This is a genomic window from Streptomyces litchfieldiae (genome assembly GCF_031845365.1).
GTDB classification, from domain to species: domain Bacteria; phylum Actinomycetota; class Actinomycetes; order Streptomycetales; family Streptomycetaceae; genus Streptomyces; species Streptomyces litchfieldiae.
The window spans coordinates 188,280-207,530 of record NZ_JAVREL010000007.1 but is presented as its reverse complement, the minus strand read 5'-3'; the positions used below and the strand labels follow the sequence as shown (position 1 = coordinate 207,530).

Annotated in this window: 18 protein-coding genes and 1 pseudogene; 9 read left to right on the top strand and 10 right to left on the bottom strand. The window is 73.9% G+C overall.

Annotated elements, in window-relative coordinates:
* The first annotated feature begins 2 nt into the window (after nucleotides 1-2).
* From RM590_RS14820 to fxsT, 3 genes are read left to right on the top strand one after another with little or no spacing between them, the layout of a single operon-like run.
* The gene (locus tag RM590_RS14820; protein ID WP_311705000.1) at nucleotides 3-1,829 is read left to right on the top strand and encodes a hypothetical protein; all 1,827 of its coding nucleotides are present in this window, start codon (nucleotides 3-5) and stop codon (nucleotides 1,827-1,829) included.
* A complete protein-coding gene (locus RM590_RS14815) occupies nucleotides 1,826-3,130 on the top strand; it encodes a CHAT domain-containing protein (RefSeq protein ID WP_311704999.1) in 1,305 nt (434 codons plus the stop codon). The genes RM590_RS14820 and RM590_RS14815 overlap by 4 nt, the downstream gene beginning before the upstream one ends.
* On the top strand, nucleotides 3,127-6,723 hold the full coding sequence (fxsT, locus tag RM590_RS14810) for an FxSxx-COOH system tetratricopeptide repeat protein (RefSeq protein WP_311704998.1): 3,597 nt from the start codon (nucleotides 3,127-3,129) through the stop codon (nucleotides 6,721-6,723). Before RM590_RS14815 ends, fxsT begins: the two co-directional genes overlap by 4 nt.
* A 16-nt stretch (nucleotides 6,724-6,739) precedes the next feature.
* On the opposite strand, the gene RM590_RS14805 is transcribed toward fxsT, so the two are convergent.
* A complete protein-coding gene (locus RM590_RS14805) occupies nucleotides 6,740-6,904 on the bottom strand; it encodes a hypothetical protein (RefSeq protein WP_311704997.1) in 165 nt (54 codons plus the stop codon).
* A gap of 75 nt (nucleotides 6,905-6,979) precedes the next feature.
* Between RM590_RS14805 and RM590_RS14800 the strand changes: the two genes are divergently transcribed.
* Together RM590_RS14800 and RM590_RS14795 are read left to right on the top strand one after the other, a co-directional pair.
* Nucleotides 6,980-7,372, top strand: a complete 393-nt coding sequence (locus tag RM590_RS14800; RefSeq protein WP_311704996.1) for a VOC family protein — start codon at nucleotides 6,980-6,982, stop codon at nucleotides 7,370-7,372.
* Nucleotides 7,373-7,730: 358 nt separating this feature from the next.
* Nucleotides 7,731-8,606 carry a pentapeptide repeat-containing protein gene (locus tag RM590_RS14795; protein WP_311704995.1) on the top strand — a complete coding sequence of 292 codons (876 nt, stop codon included), beginning with the start codon at nucleotides 7,731-7,733 and terminating at the stop codon, nucleotides 8,604-8,606.
* Between the two features lie 7 nt (nucleotides 8,607-8,613).
* Here RM590_RS14795 and RM590_RS14790 read toward each other — a convergent pair whose 3' ends face one another.
* Together RM590_RS14790 and RM590_RS14785 are read right to left on the bottom strand one after the other, a co-directional pair.
* Nucleotides 8,614-9,168 carry a YbaK/EbsC family protein gene (locus tag RM590_RS14790; RefSeq protein WP_311704994.1) on the bottom strand — a complete coding sequence of 185 codons (555 nt, stop codon included), beginning with the start codon at nucleotides 9,166-9,168 and terminating at the stop codon, nucleotides 8,614-8,616.
* A gap of 28 nt (nucleotides 9,169-9,196) precedes the next feature.
* Nucleotides 9,197-9,772 (bottom strand): helix-turn-helix domain-containing protein, encoded by a 576-nt coding sequence (locus tag RM590_RS14785; RefSeq protein ID WP_311704993.1) that lies wholly within the window; start codon nucleotides 9,770-9,772, stop codon nucleotides 9,197-9,199.
* A 122-nt stretch (nucleotides 9,773-9,894) separates the two neighbouring features.
* Between RM590_RS14785 and RM590_RS14780 the strand changes: the two genes are divergently transcribed.
* Nucleotides 9,895-10,755 (top strand): EamA family transporter, encoded by an 861-nt coding sequence (locus tag RM590_RS14780; protein ID WP_311704992.1) that lies wholly within the window; start codon nucleotides 9,895-9,897, stop codon nucleotides 10,753-10,755.
* 34 nt (nucleotides 10,756-10,789) lie between these two features.
* Here the strand turns inward: RM590_RS14780 and RM590_RS14775 are convergent, their stop codons facing one another.
* Nucleotides 10,790-11,245 (bottom strand): DUF4442 domain-containing protein, encoded by a 456-nt coding sequence (locus tag RM590_RS14775; RefSeq protein WP_311704991.1) that lies wholly within the window; start codon nucleotides 11,243-11,245, stop codon nucleotides 10,790-10,792.
* Nucleotides 11,246-11,337: 92 nt separating this feature from the next.
* Between RM590_RS14775 and RM590_RS14770 the strand changes: the two genes are divergently transcribed.
* Nucleotides 11,338-12,420 (top strand): hypothetical protein, encoded by a 1,083-nt coding sequence (locus tag RM590_RS14770; RefSeq protein ID WP_311704990.1) that lies wholly within the window; start codon nucleotides 11,338-11,340, stop codon nucleotides 12,418-12,420.
* Between the two features lie 10 nt (nucleotides 12,421-12,430).
* Here the strand turns inward: RM590_RS14770 and RM590_RS14765 are convergent, their stop codons facing one another.
* Nucleotides 12,431-13,273, bottom strand: coding sequence for a spermidine synthase (locus RM590_RS14765; protein WP_311704989.1), 843 nt, complete (start codon nucleotides 13,271-13,273; stop codon nucleotides 12,431-12,433).
* 79 nt (nucleotides 13,274-13,352) lie between these two features.
* Nucleotides 13,353-14,528: an elongation factor Tu gene (gene tuf / locus RM590_RS14760; protein ID WP_311704988.1), complete on the bottom strand. Its 1,176-nt coding sequence runs from the start codon at nucleotides 14,526-14,528 to the stop codon at nucleotides 13,353-13,355.
* Between the two features lie 380 nt (nucleotides 14,529-14,908).
* Between tuf and RM590_RS14755 the strand changes: the two genes are divergently transcribed.
* Nucleotides 14,909-15,817, top strand: a complete 909-nt coding sequence (locus tag RM590_RS14755) for an undecaprenyl-diphosphate phosphatase (protein WP_311704987.1) — start codon at nucleotides 14,909-14,911, stop codon at nucleotides 15,815-15,817.
* On the opposite strand, the gene RM590_RS14750 is transcribed toward RM590_RS14755, so the two are convergent.
* Together RM590_RS14750 and RM590_RS14745 are read right to left on the bottom strand one after the other, a co-directional pair.
* Nucleotides 15,814-16,728, bottom strand: coding sequence for a Gfo/Idh/MocA family protein (locus tag RM590_RS14750; RefSeq protein ID WP_311704986.1), 915 nt, complete (start codon nucleotides 16,726-16,728; stop codon nucleotides 15,814-15,816). The genes RM590_RS14755 and RM590_RS14750 overlap by 4 nt on opposite strands.
* Nucleotides 16,729-16,793: 65 nt before the next feature.
* Nucleotides 16,794-17,756, bottom strand: coding sequence for a helix-turn-helix transcriptional regulator (locus RM590_RS14745; protein WP_311704985.1), 963 nt, complete (start codon nucleotides 17,754-17,756; stop codon nucleotides 16,794-16,796).
* A 104-nt stretch (nucleotides 17,757-17,860) separates the two neighbouring features.
* Here RM590_RS14745 and RM590_RS14740 point away from each other — a divergent pair, with 104 nt between their 5' ends.
* Nucleotides 17,861-18,265, top strand: coding sequence for a DUF3224 domain-containing protein (locus RM590_RS14740; RefSeq protein ID WP_311704984.1), 405 nt, complete (start codon nucleotides 17,861-17,863; stop codon nucleotides 18,263-18,265).
* A 3-nt stretch (nucleotides 18,266-18,268) separates the two neighbouring features.
* On the opposite strand, the gene ung is transcribed toward RM590_RS14740, so the two are convergent.
* On the bottom strand, nucleotides 18,269-18,940 hold the full coding sequence (gene ung / locus RM590_RS14735) for a uracil-DNA glycosylase (protein ID WP_311705092.1): 672 nt from the start codon (nucleotides 18,938-18,940) through the stop codon (nucleotides 18,269-18,271).
* Nucleotides 18,941-19,013: 73 nt separating this feature from the next.
* Nucleotides 19,014-19,196: pseudogene (locus RM590_RS14730) on the bottom strand (SDR family oxidoreductase); the annotation flags it as partial.
* Nucleotides 19,197-19,251 lie beyond the last annotated feature (55 nt).

The following is a 19,251-nucleotide window of genomic DNA, read 5'->3' as shown; positions in this document are numbered from 1 at the left end:
CGATGATGTCGAGCCCCTCCCCCGCCGCGGACGACGACCCGCTGGCCCGGGTGCTGACCGTCGTCGGCTGCGTGGCGGCCGAGCCCCGGCTGGGCGGGGTGCTGTTCTTCGATCTGGAGCCGGCCCTGCTGCCGCTGCTGGGCGAGGTGCTGGCCGAGCGGCTGGACCCGGCGCCCGGCCCGGTGGTCACGCTCGGCTCGTGGACGACGGCCGAGGACCTGTGGCTGCGGACCGGCCTGACCGACGGGGAGTTCGCGGTGCTGCCGGGGGTGCTGGTCGAGGACGCCCAGGGCCCGCCGCCGGTGGTGGTCGTGCCCGATCTGGGGCATGCCGGGCTGGTGGTCACCCAGGCGGCGGTGACGCTGCTGGACGCGGACGCGGCCTCCGCCGAGCTGTTCGGCCACAGCCTGCGCTGGCGCCCGCGCGCCCGCTGGCTGGCGGCTGTATCGCGCGCCGGGGCACGGCAGTTGTCGCCGCATCTGCTGGACCGGTTCCCGGCCCGGGTGAACGCGGCGGGGGCGTACGAGGGGCTGCTGGCGCTGCGCGAGGAGTCCGCGCCGGACGATCCGGCGCTGCTCCGCTCGGTCGCGCCGGCGCCCGCGCCCGCGCGGCGCGCCGGTGGGCTCCCGCGGTTGGGCCCGGAGGCGGCGCGCGAGGTGGTGTCGCTGATGCCGGCGAGCGGAAGCCGGCGCCGGGATCTGGCGCTGGCCCGCACGGCCCGGGCGCTGGCCGCGCTCGACGGGCCCGCCGAGGCGGTGGGCGTTGACCATGTGCGCCGGGCCGCCGCCCTGCTCGGGGTGAGACCGCCCGCCGTTCCCCCGGCCCCCGCGCCGGCGGCCGACGTGAGCGAGCCGCCCCCGGCGCCCGAGCCGCCGCCGCAGCCCGCCCAGCCGCCGGGGCCGAGCCCGGCCGGGCCGGTCCGGGCGCTGCCGGTGACGGAGCCGGGGCCGGCCGTTCCGCTGGAGACGGCGCCCGCGCCCGCCGGTCACGACCCGCGCTCGCCCTACCCCGAGGACGATCCGCAGGCGCTGCCGCGGTTCGGCTCGCTGCGGGCGCCCCGGCCGTCCCGCCACCGGACGGGCCTGCTGCGCGGGCATCCGGCGGGGCTGCGGCCGGCCCGCGAGCTGCGGGACCTGGCGCTGGTGCCCAGCCTCGTCGAGGCCGCCAAGTTCCAGCGGATCCGGCGCCCGGCGGCCGCCGGACCGGGGCGCGGCGGGCTGATCGTCAGCCCCGGCGACCTGCGGCAGTACCGGCGCCGCCCGGACAGCGGCCGGGCGCTGCTGCTCGTGCTGGACCACTCCTGCCGCACCGGCTGGGACTGGGCCCCGGCGCTGGCGCCGTATCTGCGCTGGGGCTACTACTCCAACGCGGCTGTCTCCGTGGTGGAGTTCGGTCACCGGGACGCGGCGGCGGAGCTGGCCGCCGAGCGCTACCGGGCCGACTCGCTCCTCGATCCCCGGATCCTGGTCTCGCTCAACCGGGCGCCGGGGCTGGCCAGTCCGCTGGCCCACGCGCTGGACCTGGCGGTGAACGAGCTGCGCCGGATGCTGCGGCGCGGGCGGGCGTCGTTCGACGAGGTGGTGCTCGTGGTGGTCACCGACGGCCGGGGGAACGTGCCGCTGGACGCCAGCGTCCGCGGCGAGACCCCGGCGAACGTCAGCCGGCAGGGCGTCAGCGACGCGCAGCGGGTGGCCGCGGCCGTCCGGACCGTTCCCCGTGCCCGTCCGGTGGTCATCAGCCCGGACACCGAGTTCCATCCGGAGCTGGCGTTCGACCTGGCGGAGGCGATGGGCGGCACCCTCGTCGGCATGCCCAGGGGGCGCCCATGACCGGCGACGGATCCGCGGGCCTGCGCGGCTATCTGGAGGCGGACAGCGAGGGCGCCGCGTCGGCCCCGGCCGTCCGGCCGCCGGCCGCGGCCCCGCCCGAGGACGCCGTTCCGCCGCCCCCCGCGCGGGGGTTCGAGCCGGAACGCGCCGGGCTGACCGCCTCGCTGCCCGACGACGTGGCCCTGCTGTGCGTGACCGCCTCCCGCTGGGAGGGCGAGCCGCGGCTGACGCTCAACTGGCATCACCGGCGGTCGGTGCGGTCGGCGTCGCACGAGCGGATCTCGCTCGAACTGCCGCCGTCCGACCTGTCGTTGGCCCGGCTGGTGCGGGAGGCCGGGGAACGCCGGGACGGCCGGGCGTGGCGGGACGCCTACTACGAGGTGATGAACTGGTGGCTGCCGGAGACCCGGCTGATGGAGTGGATCCGGGAGCTGCTGGCCACCCCGGGCGGCGGGCGGCTGGTCGTGTGGGACAACACGGCGCACGACATCGCCTGGGAACTGCTCTACCACCAGCCGTCGTTGAACGACCCGGATCCGACGACGGGCTGGCTGGGCGAGCTGATCCCGGTGATCCGCTGGACGTCCGTCCACGACGGCGAGCGCTACCGGCGGTACTCGGCGGAGGAATGGGCCGGCGAGGGCGGCCTGTTGATGCTGGAGGACGAGACGCTGGACGGCGGGCGGCCGGCGGACGCCCCGGACAGCTTCACCCCGTATCTGGTGGAGCCGCGCGCCCGCACGGTGCCCGAGCTGATGAGCCGGCTGGGCGAGCCCGGGGAGCCGTTCGGGCTGCTGCTGATCCGCTGCCACGGCGTCTACTCGCCCGAGACGCGCCGGTTCACCCTGGGTGGGCTGTCCCTCAACGAGTACACGGACTTCAGCATGGCGGCGTTACGGCGGTTCCGGGCGCCCGTTCTGCTCAACGCCTGCTCCTCCGGGCGCACGGTCGCCGACGCCCGCCATCCCGGCGCGCCGGTGCGCGGGTTCGCGGAGCTCTTCCTGCGGCGCGGAGCGAGCGCGGTCATCGCCACGGTGGGCGACATCGACCTCAACCACTCCCACGACTTCGCGGTGCGGCTGCTGCTGGAGACCGAGGCCGGACAGACGAATCTGGCGGCGGTGCTGCACGGGCATCGCCGGCACTACGCCCGGCTGGCCCGGCGGCGGCCCGGGGAGCGGGAGGACAGCCGCACCGAGGCGGACTTCAAGCTGTTCTTCGACAGCTTCCTGTATGTGTACTTCGGCCACCCGGACACGTCCCTGGTGACCGTGACCGCCGCTCACCGGAGCACCTCATGACCGAGCCGTCCGTCTCGCTGCGGCCGTTGGTGCGCTGGCCCCGGGAAGTGGAGCCCGGGCGGAGCTACTTGATCACGGTGGACCTGGAGCTGGCCGGGCCGGCCGGCGAGTGGCCGTACGACCGGGAGGAGTACGCGGTCGGCTGCGTGCTGGAGAGCCGGCCGGGCATCGCCATCGAATCGCTGGGCGCCGCCGCGGTGTTGCTGCACCGCTTCGGCGGCACCTACGGCCCGGCGCGGTTCGTGGCGCATGTGACCGCGGAGGGCGCGCCGCGGGGCGCGGGCGAGCTGAGCCTGACCCTTGTCACCGCCGGTGGGGTCCCGTTCCGCACCATGGCCCTCCCGGTGAGCGTCACCCCCGGGAACGGGTCCGCGCCCCCGGACTCCGGGCAGGCCCGGCTGCTGCTCCCGGACACCGGCCGCGCGGCCGACGGCGGGCCGGCGGCACCGGCCCCTCCCAGTCCCGGCCGGGCGGAGGCCGGGCTGGGCCCCGGCCCGGCGGAAGCCGAGCCCGGCCCCGGATTCGGTCCCGGCCCGGCGGTGGACGGCCCATCGCCGCCGGGATTCATCCGCCGCCTTCCCCGCCTGCTCCGCCGGCGCCGACCGGCCGGGGAGCCGCCGCGCGAACCGGAGACCCCGCCCCAGGACCGGGAGGAGAGGCAGATCACCATCAGCTTCGCCGGGTTCAACCGGGCCTGGGCGGCGTGGATCGGGCACCGGCTGGAGCTCGCTGGCCTGCGGGTCACCCACCAGCGGTGGAATCCGCCCATGGAGATCCCCCTGGAAGAGGCGCTGCGCGATCTGCTGCTGGTCGAGGGCCGCATCCTCGTGGTGCTGAGCGACTGGTACTTCAAGCTCGGCCCGCGCACCGACGCCGAGTGGAACGCCGCCCTGCGCTCCGTCGTCGCGCCCAACTCCCACCGCTTCGCCGCCGTCTCCGTGGCCAGCATGCCCATGCCCACGGCCGCCGCGGCCTTCGGCGAGGTCACCGAGCTGTGGGGCATGGGCACCCGCGAGGCCGAGCGCCGGCTGCTGACCGTGCTCGGGCTGGACCGCGCGTCCTCCTCGGACGCCGTGGGCGGACCGCGCTTTCCGCACGACCAGCCGGAGGTGTGGGGCGGCGTCCCCCGGCGGAACGCTCGTTTCACCGGCCGCGAGTACACCCTGCAAGCCGTCTACGAAACGCTCCAGCAGGCGGAACCGGGCGCGGGCGTCGTGACACTGCTGGGCATGTCCGGTGTCGGCAAGACGCAGATCGCCGCCGAGTACGTGCACCGCTTCGGCTCCGAGTACGACATGGTGTGGTGGGTGCCGGCCGAACAGCGCGGCACGCTGCGCCAGCGCCTCGCGGAGCTGGCCCCGGCCCTCGGCCTGACCACCGGCCCCGAGTACGGGGAACGGCTGCGGGCCGTCGCCAACGTGCTGCGCCGCGGCGACCCCTACTCCCGCTGGCTGGTCGTGCTGGACGGCGCGGACGACCCGGCCCCGATCGCCGACCTGGTGCCCAGCGGGCCGGGACACGTGATCATCACCTCGCAGAACCGCGAATGGGCCGAGTACAACACGGCGTTGCACGAGGTCCCCCTCTACGACCGCGACGAATCGGTGGCGTTCATCCGCCGCCGCGCGCCGCGCATCGGCTACGCCGAGGCCGACGCGCTGGCCGAGGCGCTGGGCGATCTGCCGCTGGCGCTGGACCAGACCGCCGGGTGGCTCAGCGACTCCTCCATGTCGGTGGCCGAGTACATCGACCTGCTCGGCAGCGGCTCCGACCAGGAGATCGGCCTGCGCGTCGCCGCCGACTTCCCCATGACCTACTACACCGCCTTCGCGATCCTGCTGAACCGGCTGCGCGAGACGGTGCCGGAGGCCGTCGAACTGCTGCGCCTGTGCGCCTTCTTCGCACCCGGCACCATCCCCGTCCAGCTCATCCGGGCCGTGCCGGCCGAGGATCTGCCCGGCGGCCTGGCGTTGTTCATGACCGACGCGCTGCGCTGGAACGCCGCCATCAGCAAGCTCGTGCAGTACTCCGTGATCCGCTGGGACGCCTCCGACACGGAGGCCGACCCGGAGAGCTCCGGCACCATCCATGTGCACCGCATGGTCCACCAGATCGTCCGGGTGGGAATGGCCCGGCAGGACTGGGACCTGTTCGCCCGCGCGGTGCGCCGCGGTCTGTCCGCCGCCAACCCGGGGCGTCCCTCGGACACCCGCCGCTGGTCCCGGTTCGCCAAGATCGTGCCGCACCTGGACGCCTCCGGCGCGCTCGCCAGCCGGAACGCCGACATGCACCGGCTGATCTTCCACTGCCTGAGCTACCTCTACCTGGCCGGCGAGTACACCACCGGCATCCAACTGGCCGAGCGCGCCGAACGGGCCTGGCGCGATGTCTTCGGCGAGGACGACCCACTGGTGTGGGACCTCGCCTCACAGAAGGCCACCCTGCTGCGTGCCACCGGTGCCTACCGGGAGACCGAGGCCATCGACCGCGAGGTCATCGAACGCCTCGGCGTGCACCGCGGGCCCCGGGACCTCACCGTGCTGCGCGCGGAGGAGGGGCTGGGCGCCGACCTCAGCGGCCAGGCCCGTTACACCGAGTCGCTGGAGATCAGCCAGCGGGTGTTCGACACGTACCAGGAGCTGGTCGGCGAGCACGACCCCCGCACGCTCAACGCCCGGCACAACCTCGCCGCCTCGCTGCGGTTCCTCGGCCGCTTCGAGGAAGCGCTCGAGGCCGACCGGTTCAACCTCCAGGAACGCCGCGAGCTGCACCGGCCCCGGCACACCCTCTCGCTCTCCTCGGAGAACGCCTTTGGGCTGGACCTGCGGCTGCTGGGCCGGTACGCCGAGGCGCTGTCCGTGATGGAGCAGAGCGTCGAGACCCACCGCCTGGTGATGGGCCCGGACAATCCGCAGACGCTCACCGCCGAGCTCAACCTCGCGATGTGCCTGCGGGACACCAGCGGCCCGTCGGCCGCCCTCGCCCGGCTGGGCCCGCTGCTGGAGCGCACCGAACGAGTCCTGGGCGACTTCTCACCGCTCACCCTGGCCGCCGCGACCTGCTGCGCGACCGCCGAGCGGGCCCACGGCGAGCTGGACCGCGCGCGCTGGCTGGGCGAACGCGTGGTGGAGACCTACCGCGCCACCCTCGGCCACCAGCACCCGTTCACCATCGGCGCCACGATGAACCACGCGCTGGTGCTGCGCGCCACCGGGGAGCGGCCGCAGTCCCTGCTGCTGCTGGAGGAATGCCTGGCGGGCATGACGAACGCGCTCGGGCCCGACCATCCGTGGACCCTGGGCGTCGCGCTGAACACCAGCGCCGGGCGCGACCCGCGGGACGCCGCCCCGCTGAGCCGGGACACCACCCGCCGGGCCACCGCCGTGCTGGGCCGCACGCACCCGGTGTCCCTGTCCGCGCAGGTGGGGCTGGCTGCCGATCTCCGCGCCGTGCGGCAGTTCCCGGAGGCGAACCAAGTGGAGGAGCAGGCTCTGATGGACCTGGTCGCCATGCTCGGTCACGAACATGCCCGCGTCATCGAGGCGCGCACCCGGGTCCGGCCGCAGTGGGACTTCGAGCCGCTGGTCGGCTGACCGGCGCGCCGCCGCCTCAGTCGGGCGGCTCCTGGACCGCGGCGTCCGCCGTCTCCTCGCGTTCCTTCTTCTCCTCGTCCCGCTCGCCCTCCCGGAGTTCCTCGCGCGGCGGCCAGGCGTCGGGGATCTCGACGACCGGGGGCAGATCGGGGGTCTGGGCGTCCTGATCTTTCCCGTTCATGCGCCGCGAGTACCCGCGAGCACCGGAGATACTCATGCGGGCGCGCGCCGTGCCCGCCGACCACGAGGAGATCATGTGACGTCCATCATCCGGCACATCACCGTCGACTGCGCCGCACCGCACGAGCCGTACGCGCTGGCCGAGTTCTGGAGCGAGGTGCTGGGGCATCCGGTCGACGCCATCGACGAGCCGGGCGACGACGAGGTGGCCCTGGCCGTGCCCGACGGTCAGCCGACGCTGCTGTTCGTGCGGGTGCCGGAGGCCAAGACGCTGAAGAACCGGATACACCTCGACCTCCAGCCGAACCGGCCGCGCGACGAGGAGGTGGCACGGCTGACAGCGCTCGGCGCGACGGTGGTCGACGACCGCCGCAAACCGAACGGCCGCGGCTGGGTCGTCCTGGCGGACCCCGCGGGCAACGAGTTCTGCGTCGAGGTCAGCGCGGCGGAACGGGAGTCCACCGCCTGAGGGAATGCCCACCGGCCGGGTGCGCCCGCCACAACACCGATACCCGCCCGGCGGTTGCCCATCCGTTCGCCATGTCCGGACCCCGGCGGCGCGTTGCGCCGGCGCACGGAGATCCGCTTCCGCCGGAACGGCGGGCAGCGTGACACGCAGGGCGTCGCCGCGGAATCGACCCGGCGGACGCCGCCGGACGGCGGGCGGTGCAACGAGTACGGCCTCGCCGTCGCACCTGCGGGCGCGGGGCCCGGCGTCCGTCGTCGAGACGTACCGGGGCGGAGGCCGGCGCGGCGTGCGGGACAATGGGCGGTGTCCCGGGTGCGGCGGGTGGCCGTGCCCTTGTTCCGTACAGGAGAGCGTGCGCGTGTCCCCCGAGTCCCCCGTCACTTCCCCGGCCGAGGTGCGGCGGGATCTGGTGGCCGACTGCGCGAGCTGTTTCGGGCTCTGCTGTGTCGCGCTGCCCTTCGCCGCCTCGGCGGACTTCGCGGCGGACAAGGCCGCCGGTCAGCCCTGCGGGAACCTGGGGGCGGACTTCCGCTGCGGCATCCACGCCCGCCTGCGCGAGAGCGGCTACTCCGGCTGCACCGTCTTCGACTGCTTCGGCGCGGGCCAGCGGGTCTCGCAGGTCACCTTCGGCGGCCGGGACTGGCGGTCATCGCCCGCGACCGCGCGGGAGATGTTCGCGGTGTTCCCCGTGATGCGGCAGTTGCACGAGCTGCTGTGGTACGTCACCGAGGCGCTGGCCCTGGCGCCCGCCCGGCCCGTTCACGGCGAACTGCGCCGCGCGTTCGGCGACATCGAGCGCCTGACGCGCGGCGGCGCGGACGCCCTCGGGGCGCTGGACGTGCCGGCGCTCCGGGACGAGGTCAACGAGTTGCTGCTGCGCGCCAGCGAGCTGGTGCGGGCCAAGCTGCCGGGCCCCCGGCGGAACCACCGCGGCGCCGACCTGGTCGGCGCCGCGCTCACCGGCGCCAACCTGCGCGGCGCCAGCCTGCGCGGGGCGCTGCTCGTCGCGGCGGATCTGCGCAAGGCCGACCTGCGGACGGCGGACCTGATCGGGGCGGATCTGCGGGACGCGGACCTCACCGGCGCCGACCTCACCGGCGCCGTCTTCCTCACTCAGGCCCAGGTGAACGCGGCGCGGGGCGATGCCACGACGCGCCTGTCCCCGGGGCTGGAGCGCCCGGCGCACTGGCGTGCGCGGCGGCGGCCCAACCGGGGCGCGCGCGGAGGCCGTTGAGACGGCGTCAGCGGCCGAGGCCCTCCACGGCCTCGGCGCCCGTGAGCTGGGACAGCGCCTTGCCCGGCATGATCAGCTTTCCGCGGCGCCGCCCGCTGCCCAGCAGCACGTGCGGCAGGTCCACCAGCGAGGCGTCCACCAGCAGCGGCCAGTCGGCGGGCAGGCCGATCGGCGTGATGCCGCCGTACTCCATTCCCGTCTCGCCGACCGCGACCTCCAGGGGTGCGAACGACGCCTTGCGGACGTCCAGTTGGCGGCGGACCGTGCCGTTGACGTCGACCCGGGAGGCGGAGGGCACCACGCAGGCCGCCAGCCGCGTTTCCCCGCCGCGCCGGCCCGCGACGATCACGCAGTTGGCCGAGAACGGCAGCAGGCCGGTGCCGTAGGCCGCGACGAAGTCGGCGGTGTCGGCCTTGTCCGGCGCGGTGTCCACGAAGACCACCTGCTCGACGGGCACCGGCCCCGCCCAGTGGCGGACGGCAGCGGCCACCGGGTCCGGCAGCAGGTCAAGGGCCTCACCGGCCGGGCGGACATCGGAAAAATCGCCAATCGGTGCGCGCATGGCCCGCACCGTACCAGCCGCCCGCCGGTCAGCGAGGCGCCGCCGGAACGGAGACCGTCATGGTGATCTCGGCGGGCTCGTTCCCGTCGTTGCGGTAGCTGTGCGGTACGTGCGACGCGAACGACGCGGAGGTCCCGGCCGGCACGACGTGGTCGATGCCGTCCAGACTGAGCGTCAACTCCCCCGCGGTGACGTGGATCAGCTCCGAGGTGCCCGGCGGATGGGCGTGGGAGACGTGCTCCTCCCCCGGCATCAGCCGCCAGTTCCACAGCTCCAGCGGGCCCGGGGCCTCGGTACCGATCAGCAGAACGCCGTGGCTGCCCGCGTCGGTGGACCACATCCGCACGGCCTGCTCGGCGGGGACGAGGCGCACGGTGGGCGCCTGCTCGACATCGAGCAGGGTGGTGATGCTGACGCCGAGGGCGTCACCGATCTTCACCACCGTGCCGACGCTCGGGTTGGTCCGGGCCTGCTCGATCTGGATCAGCATGCCGCGGCTGATGCCCGCCCGTGCCGCGAGACCGTCCAGGGTGAGGCCGCGGTCGGTCCGCAGCCGGCGCAGATTCCTCGCGAGCGACTGGGTGAGCTGAACGAGGTCGGTCAACGGGCGCCCTCTCCTGACCATGGTTCGAAAAATATTTTGCACTTGGAGTCCAGCAGAATGAACTATGCTCTGCTGGACTCGAATGTTCACCACACTGTACTCACCGCGCTGCGAGGTATGCGATGGTTCCCCTGGCCCTGGCCACCAGCCTGTTGTGGGGTCTGGCCGACTTCGGCGGCGGGCTGCTGACGCGCCGCATGCCCGCGCTGACCGTGGTCGTCATCTCGCAGGCGCTGGCCGCCGCGGTCCTCGGCGTCATCGTGGTGGCCACCCAGGCGTGGCAGGAGGCCGGCGGACGGCTGTGGTTCGCGGTCGCGGCCGGGCTGATCGGCCCGGTGGCGATGCTCTGCTTCTACCGGGCGCTGGCCCTGGGCCCGATGGGCGTGGTCTCCCCGCTGGCCGGCACGGCGGTGGCGGTCCCGATCGGCGTGGCGCTGTTCCTGGGCGAGCGGCCCGACACGGCGCAGTACACGGGCATCCTGATCGCCTTCACGGGCGTGATCCTGGCCGGCGGGCCGGAGTTCCGGGGCGCGCCGGTGCGGCGGCAGGCGATGACCTACACGCTGGTGGCCGCGTTCGGCTTCGGGGCGACGCTGGCGCTGATCGCCGAGGCGTCCACCACGGTCACGGGGCTGTTCCTCGCACTGTTCGTCCAGCGCGTGTGCAACGTGGTGACCGGCGGCGCGGCGCTGTTCGTGTCGGCGCGGCGCGGCTCCCCGGTGCTGCCCGAGGGCGGGCGGGCGGTGGTGATGAGCGCGATGCCCGCGCTGACCTTCGTCGGCCTGGCCGATGTCGCCGCCAACGCGACCTACGCGCTGGCGGCCCGGATCGGCCCGGTGACCGTGGCGGCGGTGCTCGCCTCGCTCTACCCCGTGGTCACCACCCTGGCGGCGCTGGGCGTGCTGCGGGAGCGGCTGCGCGCGGTCCAGGCGGCCGGCGCCGGCCTGGCGGTGGCCGGCACCCTGCTGCTGGGCTCCGGCTGACGACGACACCGGCCCAACGCCCCGGGGACCGGACCTACTTGTGCGGGCGCAGCGTCCACATCACTCTCATCTCGCCGGTCACCGCGCCGTCCTCGCGCCGGATCTCGACGGTGACCGGGAACTCGGGGCGGTGCCCGGCGTCGAGGTCGGCGATGACGTCGACGGCGGGGCGGCCCAGCGTGGCGGTGGCGGTGACAGGGCCCTTGGCGACCTTCTTGAAGTCGATCTCGGCGTGCACGGGCAGCGGCACGGCGCGGGAGAGCTGATCGCCGAAGGCGGCCAGGACTATGGCCCCGCTGGCGGATTCGGCCAGCGTGAACATCGCGCCGGCGTGCGGCCCGCCGAGGTGGTTGTGGTACGCGGGCTGGTCGGGCAGCCGCAGGACGGCGCGGTCGGCGGCGGTCTCCAGGTATTCGAGGTTCAGCGTGCGGACCATGGGGACAGTGGCCGTGAGCGTCGCGCCCAGCGAGGTGGGGCTGTCGTCTGTCATGGCCACATGTTACCAACGGGTAAGTCGCAGCTCCGTAGCAATACCGGGTACCGGCGTGATCCGGCGGGCGCGGCGGCCGTAAGGTCGCGCGCATGAGGCCAGGAGAACAACAGCCGGGGGGCGATCCTTCCTCCCAGTGGTCGAACCCCTACCAGCAGCCGGGGTATCAGCAGCAGAACCCGTACCAGACGCAGGGTCAGCCCGGTCAGTGGCAGCAGCCGCAGCAGGGCACCGGTCAGTGGCAGCAGCCCGGGCCGGCGGCGGTGCCGACGGATGGCAGGGGCCTGCCCCTCACGGGCAGCAGCGGCAGCGGCAATGGCGGACGAGGGAAGACGGCCATCGCCGTCGTGCTGGCCACGGCGGTCGTGGCGGCGGCGGTGATCACCGGCGTCGTCGTGTTCACGGGGGACGACGGGAACGAAGAGACCTCTGCGGGCGATTCGCCCGCACCGTCGGAGGAGCCCACGGAGGAGGAGTCCGCCGAGGAGGGCGCCACCGGCGGCTCGGACCCGGACGACCCGCGGCAGGGCGTCCTGCAACGCCCCGACCCCGTCGTCGCGCCGGACTGGCAGGTGCAGGCCATCGAGAACCGGCACAACGCCTTCGACGTGCCGCCGGAGACCTGGACCATCGGGTCCGAGGGCACCTGGGTCGGGTACGAGGACACGACGAACGACGACGAGGAGGGCGGGGAGAACCCGTTCGGCGATCCGCTCGTCACCATGTCCGCCCCGGCCGTCTACATGGACGGCTGGTGCCCGGAGTCCGAGACGGGCGCGAGCTGGCGCGCGGTGGCCGGCACCAAGGGCGGCCAGGGCGCCACGGGCACCGAGGAGGCCGTCCGTGGCGAGGCGGGGAGCTGGGCCCTGGCCGCCTACGACCAGGAGGAGCAGGGCACGCTGGAGGTGTCCGAGGCCGAGCCGTTCGAGAGCGACTACGGCATCGTGGGGCACACGGCGACGGCCACCATCACCGGCGTTCCCGACAACCCGGACCACGAGTGCGGGACCTGGGACGGCAAGGTGGTCGCGGTGTCCTACCTCGACCTCAACAACGACCTGGCCACCTGGGTGCTGGTCATGGACACCGGTTTCGAGGGAGAGCTGGACGACGAGACGGTCCAGCAGATCATGAACAGCCTGCGCCCCTACCCGGAGGGCGGCTCGACCGAGTGAACGTTTCCCCTCAGCCCACGGTGAACGCTCCGGCGGGTGGCGCGGGCGAGGGGAGCGCGGCGCCGTCCCGCACCGGGGCGGCGCCCCCGACGAGGCGGTCGAGCGCGCCGCCGTGCACCACCCGGGCCGGAAAGGGATCGGCGGCGGCGCGGCGGGCGAGTTCCGCCACGTCCAGCGGGGCCCGGGAGGCCGCCAGCACCACGTTGCCGAAACGGCGCCCGCGCAGCACGCCCGGCTCGGCGAGCAGGCACAGCTCCCCGAACACCGCCCGGAACGTGGCGAGTTGGCCCCGCAGAAAGGCGAACGGCGCGGCGTCGGCCAGGTTCGCGGCGTAGACGCCGTCCGGCCGCAGGACGCGGGCGACGGCCCGCGCGAAGCCGAGGGTGGTCACCTGCGCCGGGACGCGGGAGCCGCCGAAGACATCGGCCACGACCACGTCCACGGTGCCCGGCGGCGTGGCCGCCACGGCCGCCCGCGCGTCCACCGTCGCCACCTCGATGTCCGCGCCGGCCGGCAACGGCAGGCATTCGCCGACCAGTTCGGCCAGCCCCCGGTCGGCCTCGGCGACGCGCTGCCGCGATCCGGTGCGGGTGGCGGCAACCCAGCGGGGCAGCGTGAGACCGCCGCCGCCCAGGTGCAGCAGGTCCAGCGGCCCGCCCGGCGGCGCCGTGTCCAGCACATGGGCGAGGCGCCGGACGTACTCGAACTCCAGGTGCGTGGGATCGGCCAGGTCCACATACGACTGGGGCGCGTCGTCGACCGTGAGCAGCCACGCGCGCTCGCGGTCGACGTCGGGGAGCAGGCGGGCCGTGCCCAGGTCGGTGGTCCGGACGACCGGCAGCGGCTCGTTCACCGGACCATTGTGGGCCATCGGGACCGGCCGGTCCGGCCCGTGCCTCACGCACGGACCGGACCGGACCGACCGGGCCGCCTCAGCCGTCGACGACAGCCGTGACCGTTCCGGCGCCCACGGTGCGCCCGCCCTCGCGGATCGCGAAGCCGAGCCCCGGCTCCAGCGGCACCGGGTGGCCGAGCTCGACCGTCATGGTGACGGTCTCGCCCGGCAGGGCACGGCCGGCCTCGCCGAGACCGATGTCGCCGACGACGTCCGCCGTCCTGATGTAGAACTGCGGCCGGTAGCCGGTGACGATGCCCGTGCGGCGCCCGCCCTCGGCCCCGGACAACAGGTACACCTCCGCGGTGAAGCGGCGCCGCGGCACGACGCTGCCGGGCCGGGCCACCACATGGCCGCGGCGGACGGTGTCGCGGGCGACACCGCGCAGCAGCAGCGCCACGTTGTCGCCGGCCTGCGCCTCCGTCATCGGCTTGCCGAACGTCTCCAGCCCGGTGACCACCGTCTCGGTGTCCGCGCCCAGCACCTCGACCCGGTCGCCGACGCGCACCGTGCCGCGCTCGACGGCGCCCGTGACGACCGTGCCGCGCCCGGTGATGGTCAGCACGTTCTCCACCGGGAGCAGGAACGGCGCGTCGAGGTAGCGGTCCGGCACCGGGACATAGGTGTCCACGGCGTCCAGCAGCGCCTCGACGGCCGCCGTCCAGCGTGGTTCGCCGTTCAGCGCGCCGAGTCCGGAGACCCGGACCACGGGCAGGATCTCGCCGGGATAGCCGTGCGCGGTGAGCAGTTCACGCACCTCCAGCTCGACGAGGTCGGTCAGCTCCGGGTCGCCGGCGTCCGCCTTGTTGAGGGCGACGACGACGTGCCCGACGCCCACCTGCCGGGCGAGCAGCACGTGTTCGGCGGTCTGCGGCATCACGCCGTCGACGGCGGAGACCACCAGGATCGCCCCGTCGAGCTGGGCCGCGCCGGTCACCATGTTCTTGATGTAGTCGGCGTGGCCGGGCATGTCCACGTGGGCGTAGTGGCGGGTGTCCGTCTCGTACTCGACGTGCGAGATGGTGATGGTGATGCCGCGCGCCGCCTCCTCGGGCGCCCGGTCGATGCGGTCGAACGGGACGAAGGTGCCGCTCCCGCGCTCGCTGAGGACCTTGGTGATGGCGGCGGTCAGCGTGGTCTTCCCGTGGTCGACGTGTCCCATGGTGCCGATGTTGAGGTGGGGCTTGGTGCGCACGTATGCCTGCTTGGGCATGACGGTCTCTTCCTCGCTGCTGCGGTGGGATCCCGGCGGGCGCGGTGCGCGCGGCCGGGACACGGACCCCTCGACTTCCGCCGACCCTCCCCCTGCGGGGTCCGCGGAACGATCCGGGAAGGGTCAGCGTCGGGCGCCGTCGGCTGCGGCGGCGAGAGGAACGGCCGGGAGGAGGGCAGCCTCCGGCGCGTCCGCGACAGCGGACGGGAGCGCGGGGAAGGCGTGCCAGGTCACGGAACAATGATGGCGCGCGGCCGGCCGGTCCGTCGAGCCGTTTTCGGGTGGCCCGCGGTACGAGGCACCCCCGCGCCTGGCTTAGAGTGATCTCGCTTCACGTAGCTCACCCATCACGACACTCTCCCCGGGATGCCGCAGAGTTCATGTCTTGGTTCGAATCGCTGATTCTCGGTCTTGTCCAGGGGCTGACGGAGTTCCTGCCGATCTCCTCCAGCGCGCATCTGCGGCTGACCGCCGTTGCCTTCGACTGGGAGGACCCCGGACCGGCGTTCACCGCGGTCACGCAGATCGGCACCGAGACGGCGGTGCTCATCTATTTCCGCAAGGACATCGCGCGGATCGTCTCGGCGTGGCTCCGCTCACTGCGGGACCGGGCCGCCCGGGCCGATCCCGACGCGCGGATGGGCTGGCTGGTGATCGTCGGGTCGATACCGATCGGCGTGCTCGGCCTGACCCTTCAGGACGCCATCGAGGGGCCGTTCCGCGATCTGCGGCTCATCGCGATGAACCTGATCGTGCTCGGCATCATCCTGGGCGTCGCGGACCGGCTGGCGATGCGGGACGCGATCGGCGGCAAGCACCGGGCGGTCAAGCCGCGCAAGTCGCTGGAGCAGTTGAGCGTCCGGGACGGCCTCATCTACGGTCTGTGCCAGGCGATGGCCCTGGTACCGGGCGTGTCCCGGTCGGGCGCGACGATCACCGGCGGCCTGTTCCTGGGCTACCGCCGGGAGGCCGCGGCCCGTTACTCCTTCCTGCTCGCCATCCCGGCGGTGCTGGCCTCGGGCGCCTATGAGCTGACCTCCATCGGCGAGGAGGGGTCGCACGTCTCCTGGGGCCCGACGGTCTTCGCCACGGTGGTCGCGTTCCTCGTCGGCTACGCGATCATCGCCTGGTTCATGAAGTGGATCAGCACCCGCAGCTTCATGCCCTTCGTCTGGTACCGGCTGGTGCTGGGCGTGCTGCTGCTGGTGCTGATCTGGTTCGGCGTGATCGAGCCCAGCGCCGGTGAGGACATCGGCACGGGCGACGAGATCACCTCCGAGGACGGCTAGCGCGCCGTTCCGTGCTCCTCCGCGGCGGCGAGCACGATCCGTTCGCACAACTCGTGGGTGCGCAACGCGTCCTGAGCGCTCAGCGGCCGTCCCGCGCGGACGGCCGCCAGGAACGTCACCACCGCCTGCTCGATGCCGCGCTGGCGGGCGACGGGCACCCAGTCGCCGCGGCGGCGGACGCTGGGCTGGCCCTTGTGGTCGATGATCTCGGCCAGATTGCGGATCTCGCGCTTGGCGTCCTGCCCGGAGACCTCCAGGATCTCCTCGGCGGAGCCGGAGAGATGGTTCATGGCGCCGACCGCGGTGAACCCGTCGCCGGAGAGCTGGAGCACCACGTGGTGCAGCAGCCCGTCGCGGACGCGGGTGCTGACCGCGACCCGGTCGACGGCGCCGGGCACGAGGAACCGCAGCGTGTCCACGACGTGGATGAAGTCGTCGAACACCATCTGCCGCGGGTCCTCGGGCAGCCCCCGGCGGTGCTTCTGCATCACGATCAAGTCCCGCGGGTGCTCCCGGAGATGGGCGTAGGCGGGCGCGTGGCGGCGATTGAACCCGACGGCCAGGGGAACGCCGCGGCCCTCGGCGAGCTCGACGATGCGCTGGGCCTCGGCCAGCTCGTAGGCGAGCGGCTTGTCGACATAGGTGGGTATGCCGGCCGTCAGCAGCCGGGTGACGATCGCGGGGTGGGCGGCGGTCGGGGCGTGCACGAACGCGGCGTCCGGGCCGGCGGCGATCAGCGAGTCCAGATCGCCGTGGCGCCGGTCGGCGGGCACCCGGTGCAGGTCGCCCGTCCGGTCCAGGGTGGTGCGGGACCGGGTGTGCAGATGGGGCTGGACGCCGGGCTGGGTGGTGAGCACGGGCAGGTACGCCTTGTGGGCGATGTCCCCCAGCCCGATCACGCCGACCTTCACTGCGGGCTCCTTCGTGATCGACGGTGCGTGGACCGGCAGCATACGCGGCGGTGATGTGCGCTCCGTCACCCGTACCGGCGGGCCAGGACGGCGACCGTGTCGGCGAGCGCCGCGCGCAGCTCCGGCGGGCCGAGCACCTCGGCCTCGGCGCCGAGCCGCAGCAGATCGCAGACGGCGACCGGGGTGACCTCCACCGGCAGGTCCACCTCGACCCAGCCGCCGGCGTCCGGCGGGCCGGCGTCGCGGGCGGCCCGGGCCCCGGCCGCGCCGAACTGCATGGGCAGCAGCTTCAGGGCGCGCGGGGAGACCCGCACCCGCGCCTCGCTTTGGTAGCGGGCCGCCTCCAGGTCGCGGGTGGTCCGCGTCCAGTGGGCGGCCAGGTCGAAGTCCGCCGGCCGCGGCGGCGCCGGTCCCAGGACCTCCACGGACAGCAGGCGGGAGACGCGGTAGGTGCGGACCCGTTCCTCGGCGCGGGCCACCAGGTACCAGATGCCGCCCTTGAGCACCAGGCCGAGCGGGTGCAGCTCGCGGTCGACCTCGCCGGCCCAGCGGCGGTAGCGCACGCGCAGCAGCCGCTCCTCCCAGACGGCGGCGGCCACCTCGGCGAGGAACGGAACGGGGTCGGCGTCGCGGAACCAGGCGGGTGCGTCGAGATGGAAGCGCTCGGCGATGCGCCGGGCGCGTTCGCCGAGCGGGGCGGGCAGGGCCGCGTGGAGCTTGAGCTGGGCCGTGGCGAGGTCGGCGCCGAGGCCGAGTTCGGCGGCGGCGCCGGGCATGCCGGCCAGCGCCAGCGAGTCCGCCTCCTCGCCGGTGAGCCCGGTCAGCCGCGTGCGGTAGCCGTCCATGAGGCGGTAGCCGCCGGCCGGGCCGCGGTCGGCGTAGACCGGGACGCCGGAGGCGGCCAGCGCCTCGATGTCGCGGTACACGGTGCGGACGGAGACCTCCAGCTCGGCGGCGAGCTCGGGCGCGGTCATCCGGCCGCGGCTCTGGAGCAGCAGCAGGGCGGAGAGCAGACGGTCGGCACGCACGGGACCATTGTGCCGCCGTACCTGACAGAAGATGTCAGGTACGGCGGAAAGGGTGAGGTCATGCGGTGCGGGACAGGCCCGCGCCACGGCGAGAAGGGGGCGTCATGACGACGCGCACCACCGGCAGCTTCACCTTCGCGGACTGGCAGGAGTCGGTCGTCGCCGGCGACGAGGGCGGGCCGCGGCTGGCCCACGCCGTCGTCACCAACGCGTTCACCGGCGGGATCGAGGCGCAGGGCACCCGGTGTGTGTACGCCATCTCCTACGCCGATGACGCCACCGGGGTGTTCACGGGCTACGAGACGTGCACCGGCACTGTGGACGGGCGGCAGGGCTCGTTCGTCCTGCGGGAGTGGGGCACCTTCGACAAGGAAGGGACGCACTGCTCCTTCGAGGTGCTGCCCGGCTCGGGCACGGACGGCCTGGCCGGGCTTCGCGGCACGGGAGGCTTCACCGCGGTGCACGGCACGAAGTCCATCCCCTACGCCTTCGACGTCGAGTGGGCCTGACCGTCACTCCCCCAGGGCGGGGACGCGCCAGTCGACGGGCATGTGGCCCTGCGCGGCGATGGCCTCGTTGATCTGAGTGAAGGGCCGCGAGCCGAAGAACTTCTTGGCGGACAGCGGCGAGGGGTGGGCGCCCTCCACCACGGTGTGCCGCCCGGTGTCGATCAGCCGGAGCTTCTTGCGGGCGTAGGCGCCCCACAGGACGAAGACGGCCGGGTCGGGCCGGGCGGAAACGGCGCTGATCACCGCGTCGGTGAACTGCTCCCAGCCCTTGTTCTTGTGGGAGTTGGGCTCGCCGGCGCGGACGGTCAGGACGGCGTTCAGCAGGAGGACGCCCTGCCGGGCCCAGGGCATCAGATAGCCGTTGTCCGGGATGGGCAGGCCCAGCTCGGCGTGCATCTCCTTGTAGATGTTCCGCAGGGAGGGCGGGATCCGCACCCCGGGGCGCACGGAGAAGCACAGGCCGTGCCCCTGGCCCTCCCCGTGGTACGGATCCTGGCCGAGGATCAGCACCTTGACCTCGTCGAACGGCGTGGCGTCCAGCGCCGCGAAGACCTCCTCGCGCGGCGGGTACACCGGGCCGCGCGCCCGCTCCTCCTCGACGAACTCGGTGAGCTCCTTGAAGTAGGGCTTGCCGAACTCTTCACCGAGGACGCCCCGCCAGGAGTCGGGCAGCATGTCGGTCACGTCGTGAACCTCCAGAGGTACGCGATGAGTTGTTTTCCAGAACGTACCTGCTGGCACTGACAGCTCAGGCGAGCCCCGCGTTCAGGGAGAGCCCGCCGTCCACCACCAGCGTCTGCCCGGTGATCCAGCCGGCCGCGCCGGAGGTGAGGAACGCGGCGGCGCCGGCCACGTCGTCGGGCACGCCGAGGCGGCCCAGCGGGTAGGCGGCGGCCGCCTCCTCCTCGCGGCCCTCGTAGAGCGCGGCGGCGATGCCGTAGCCGATCCCACGGCTGCCGCCGGTGATCACGGCGACCTCCGACTCG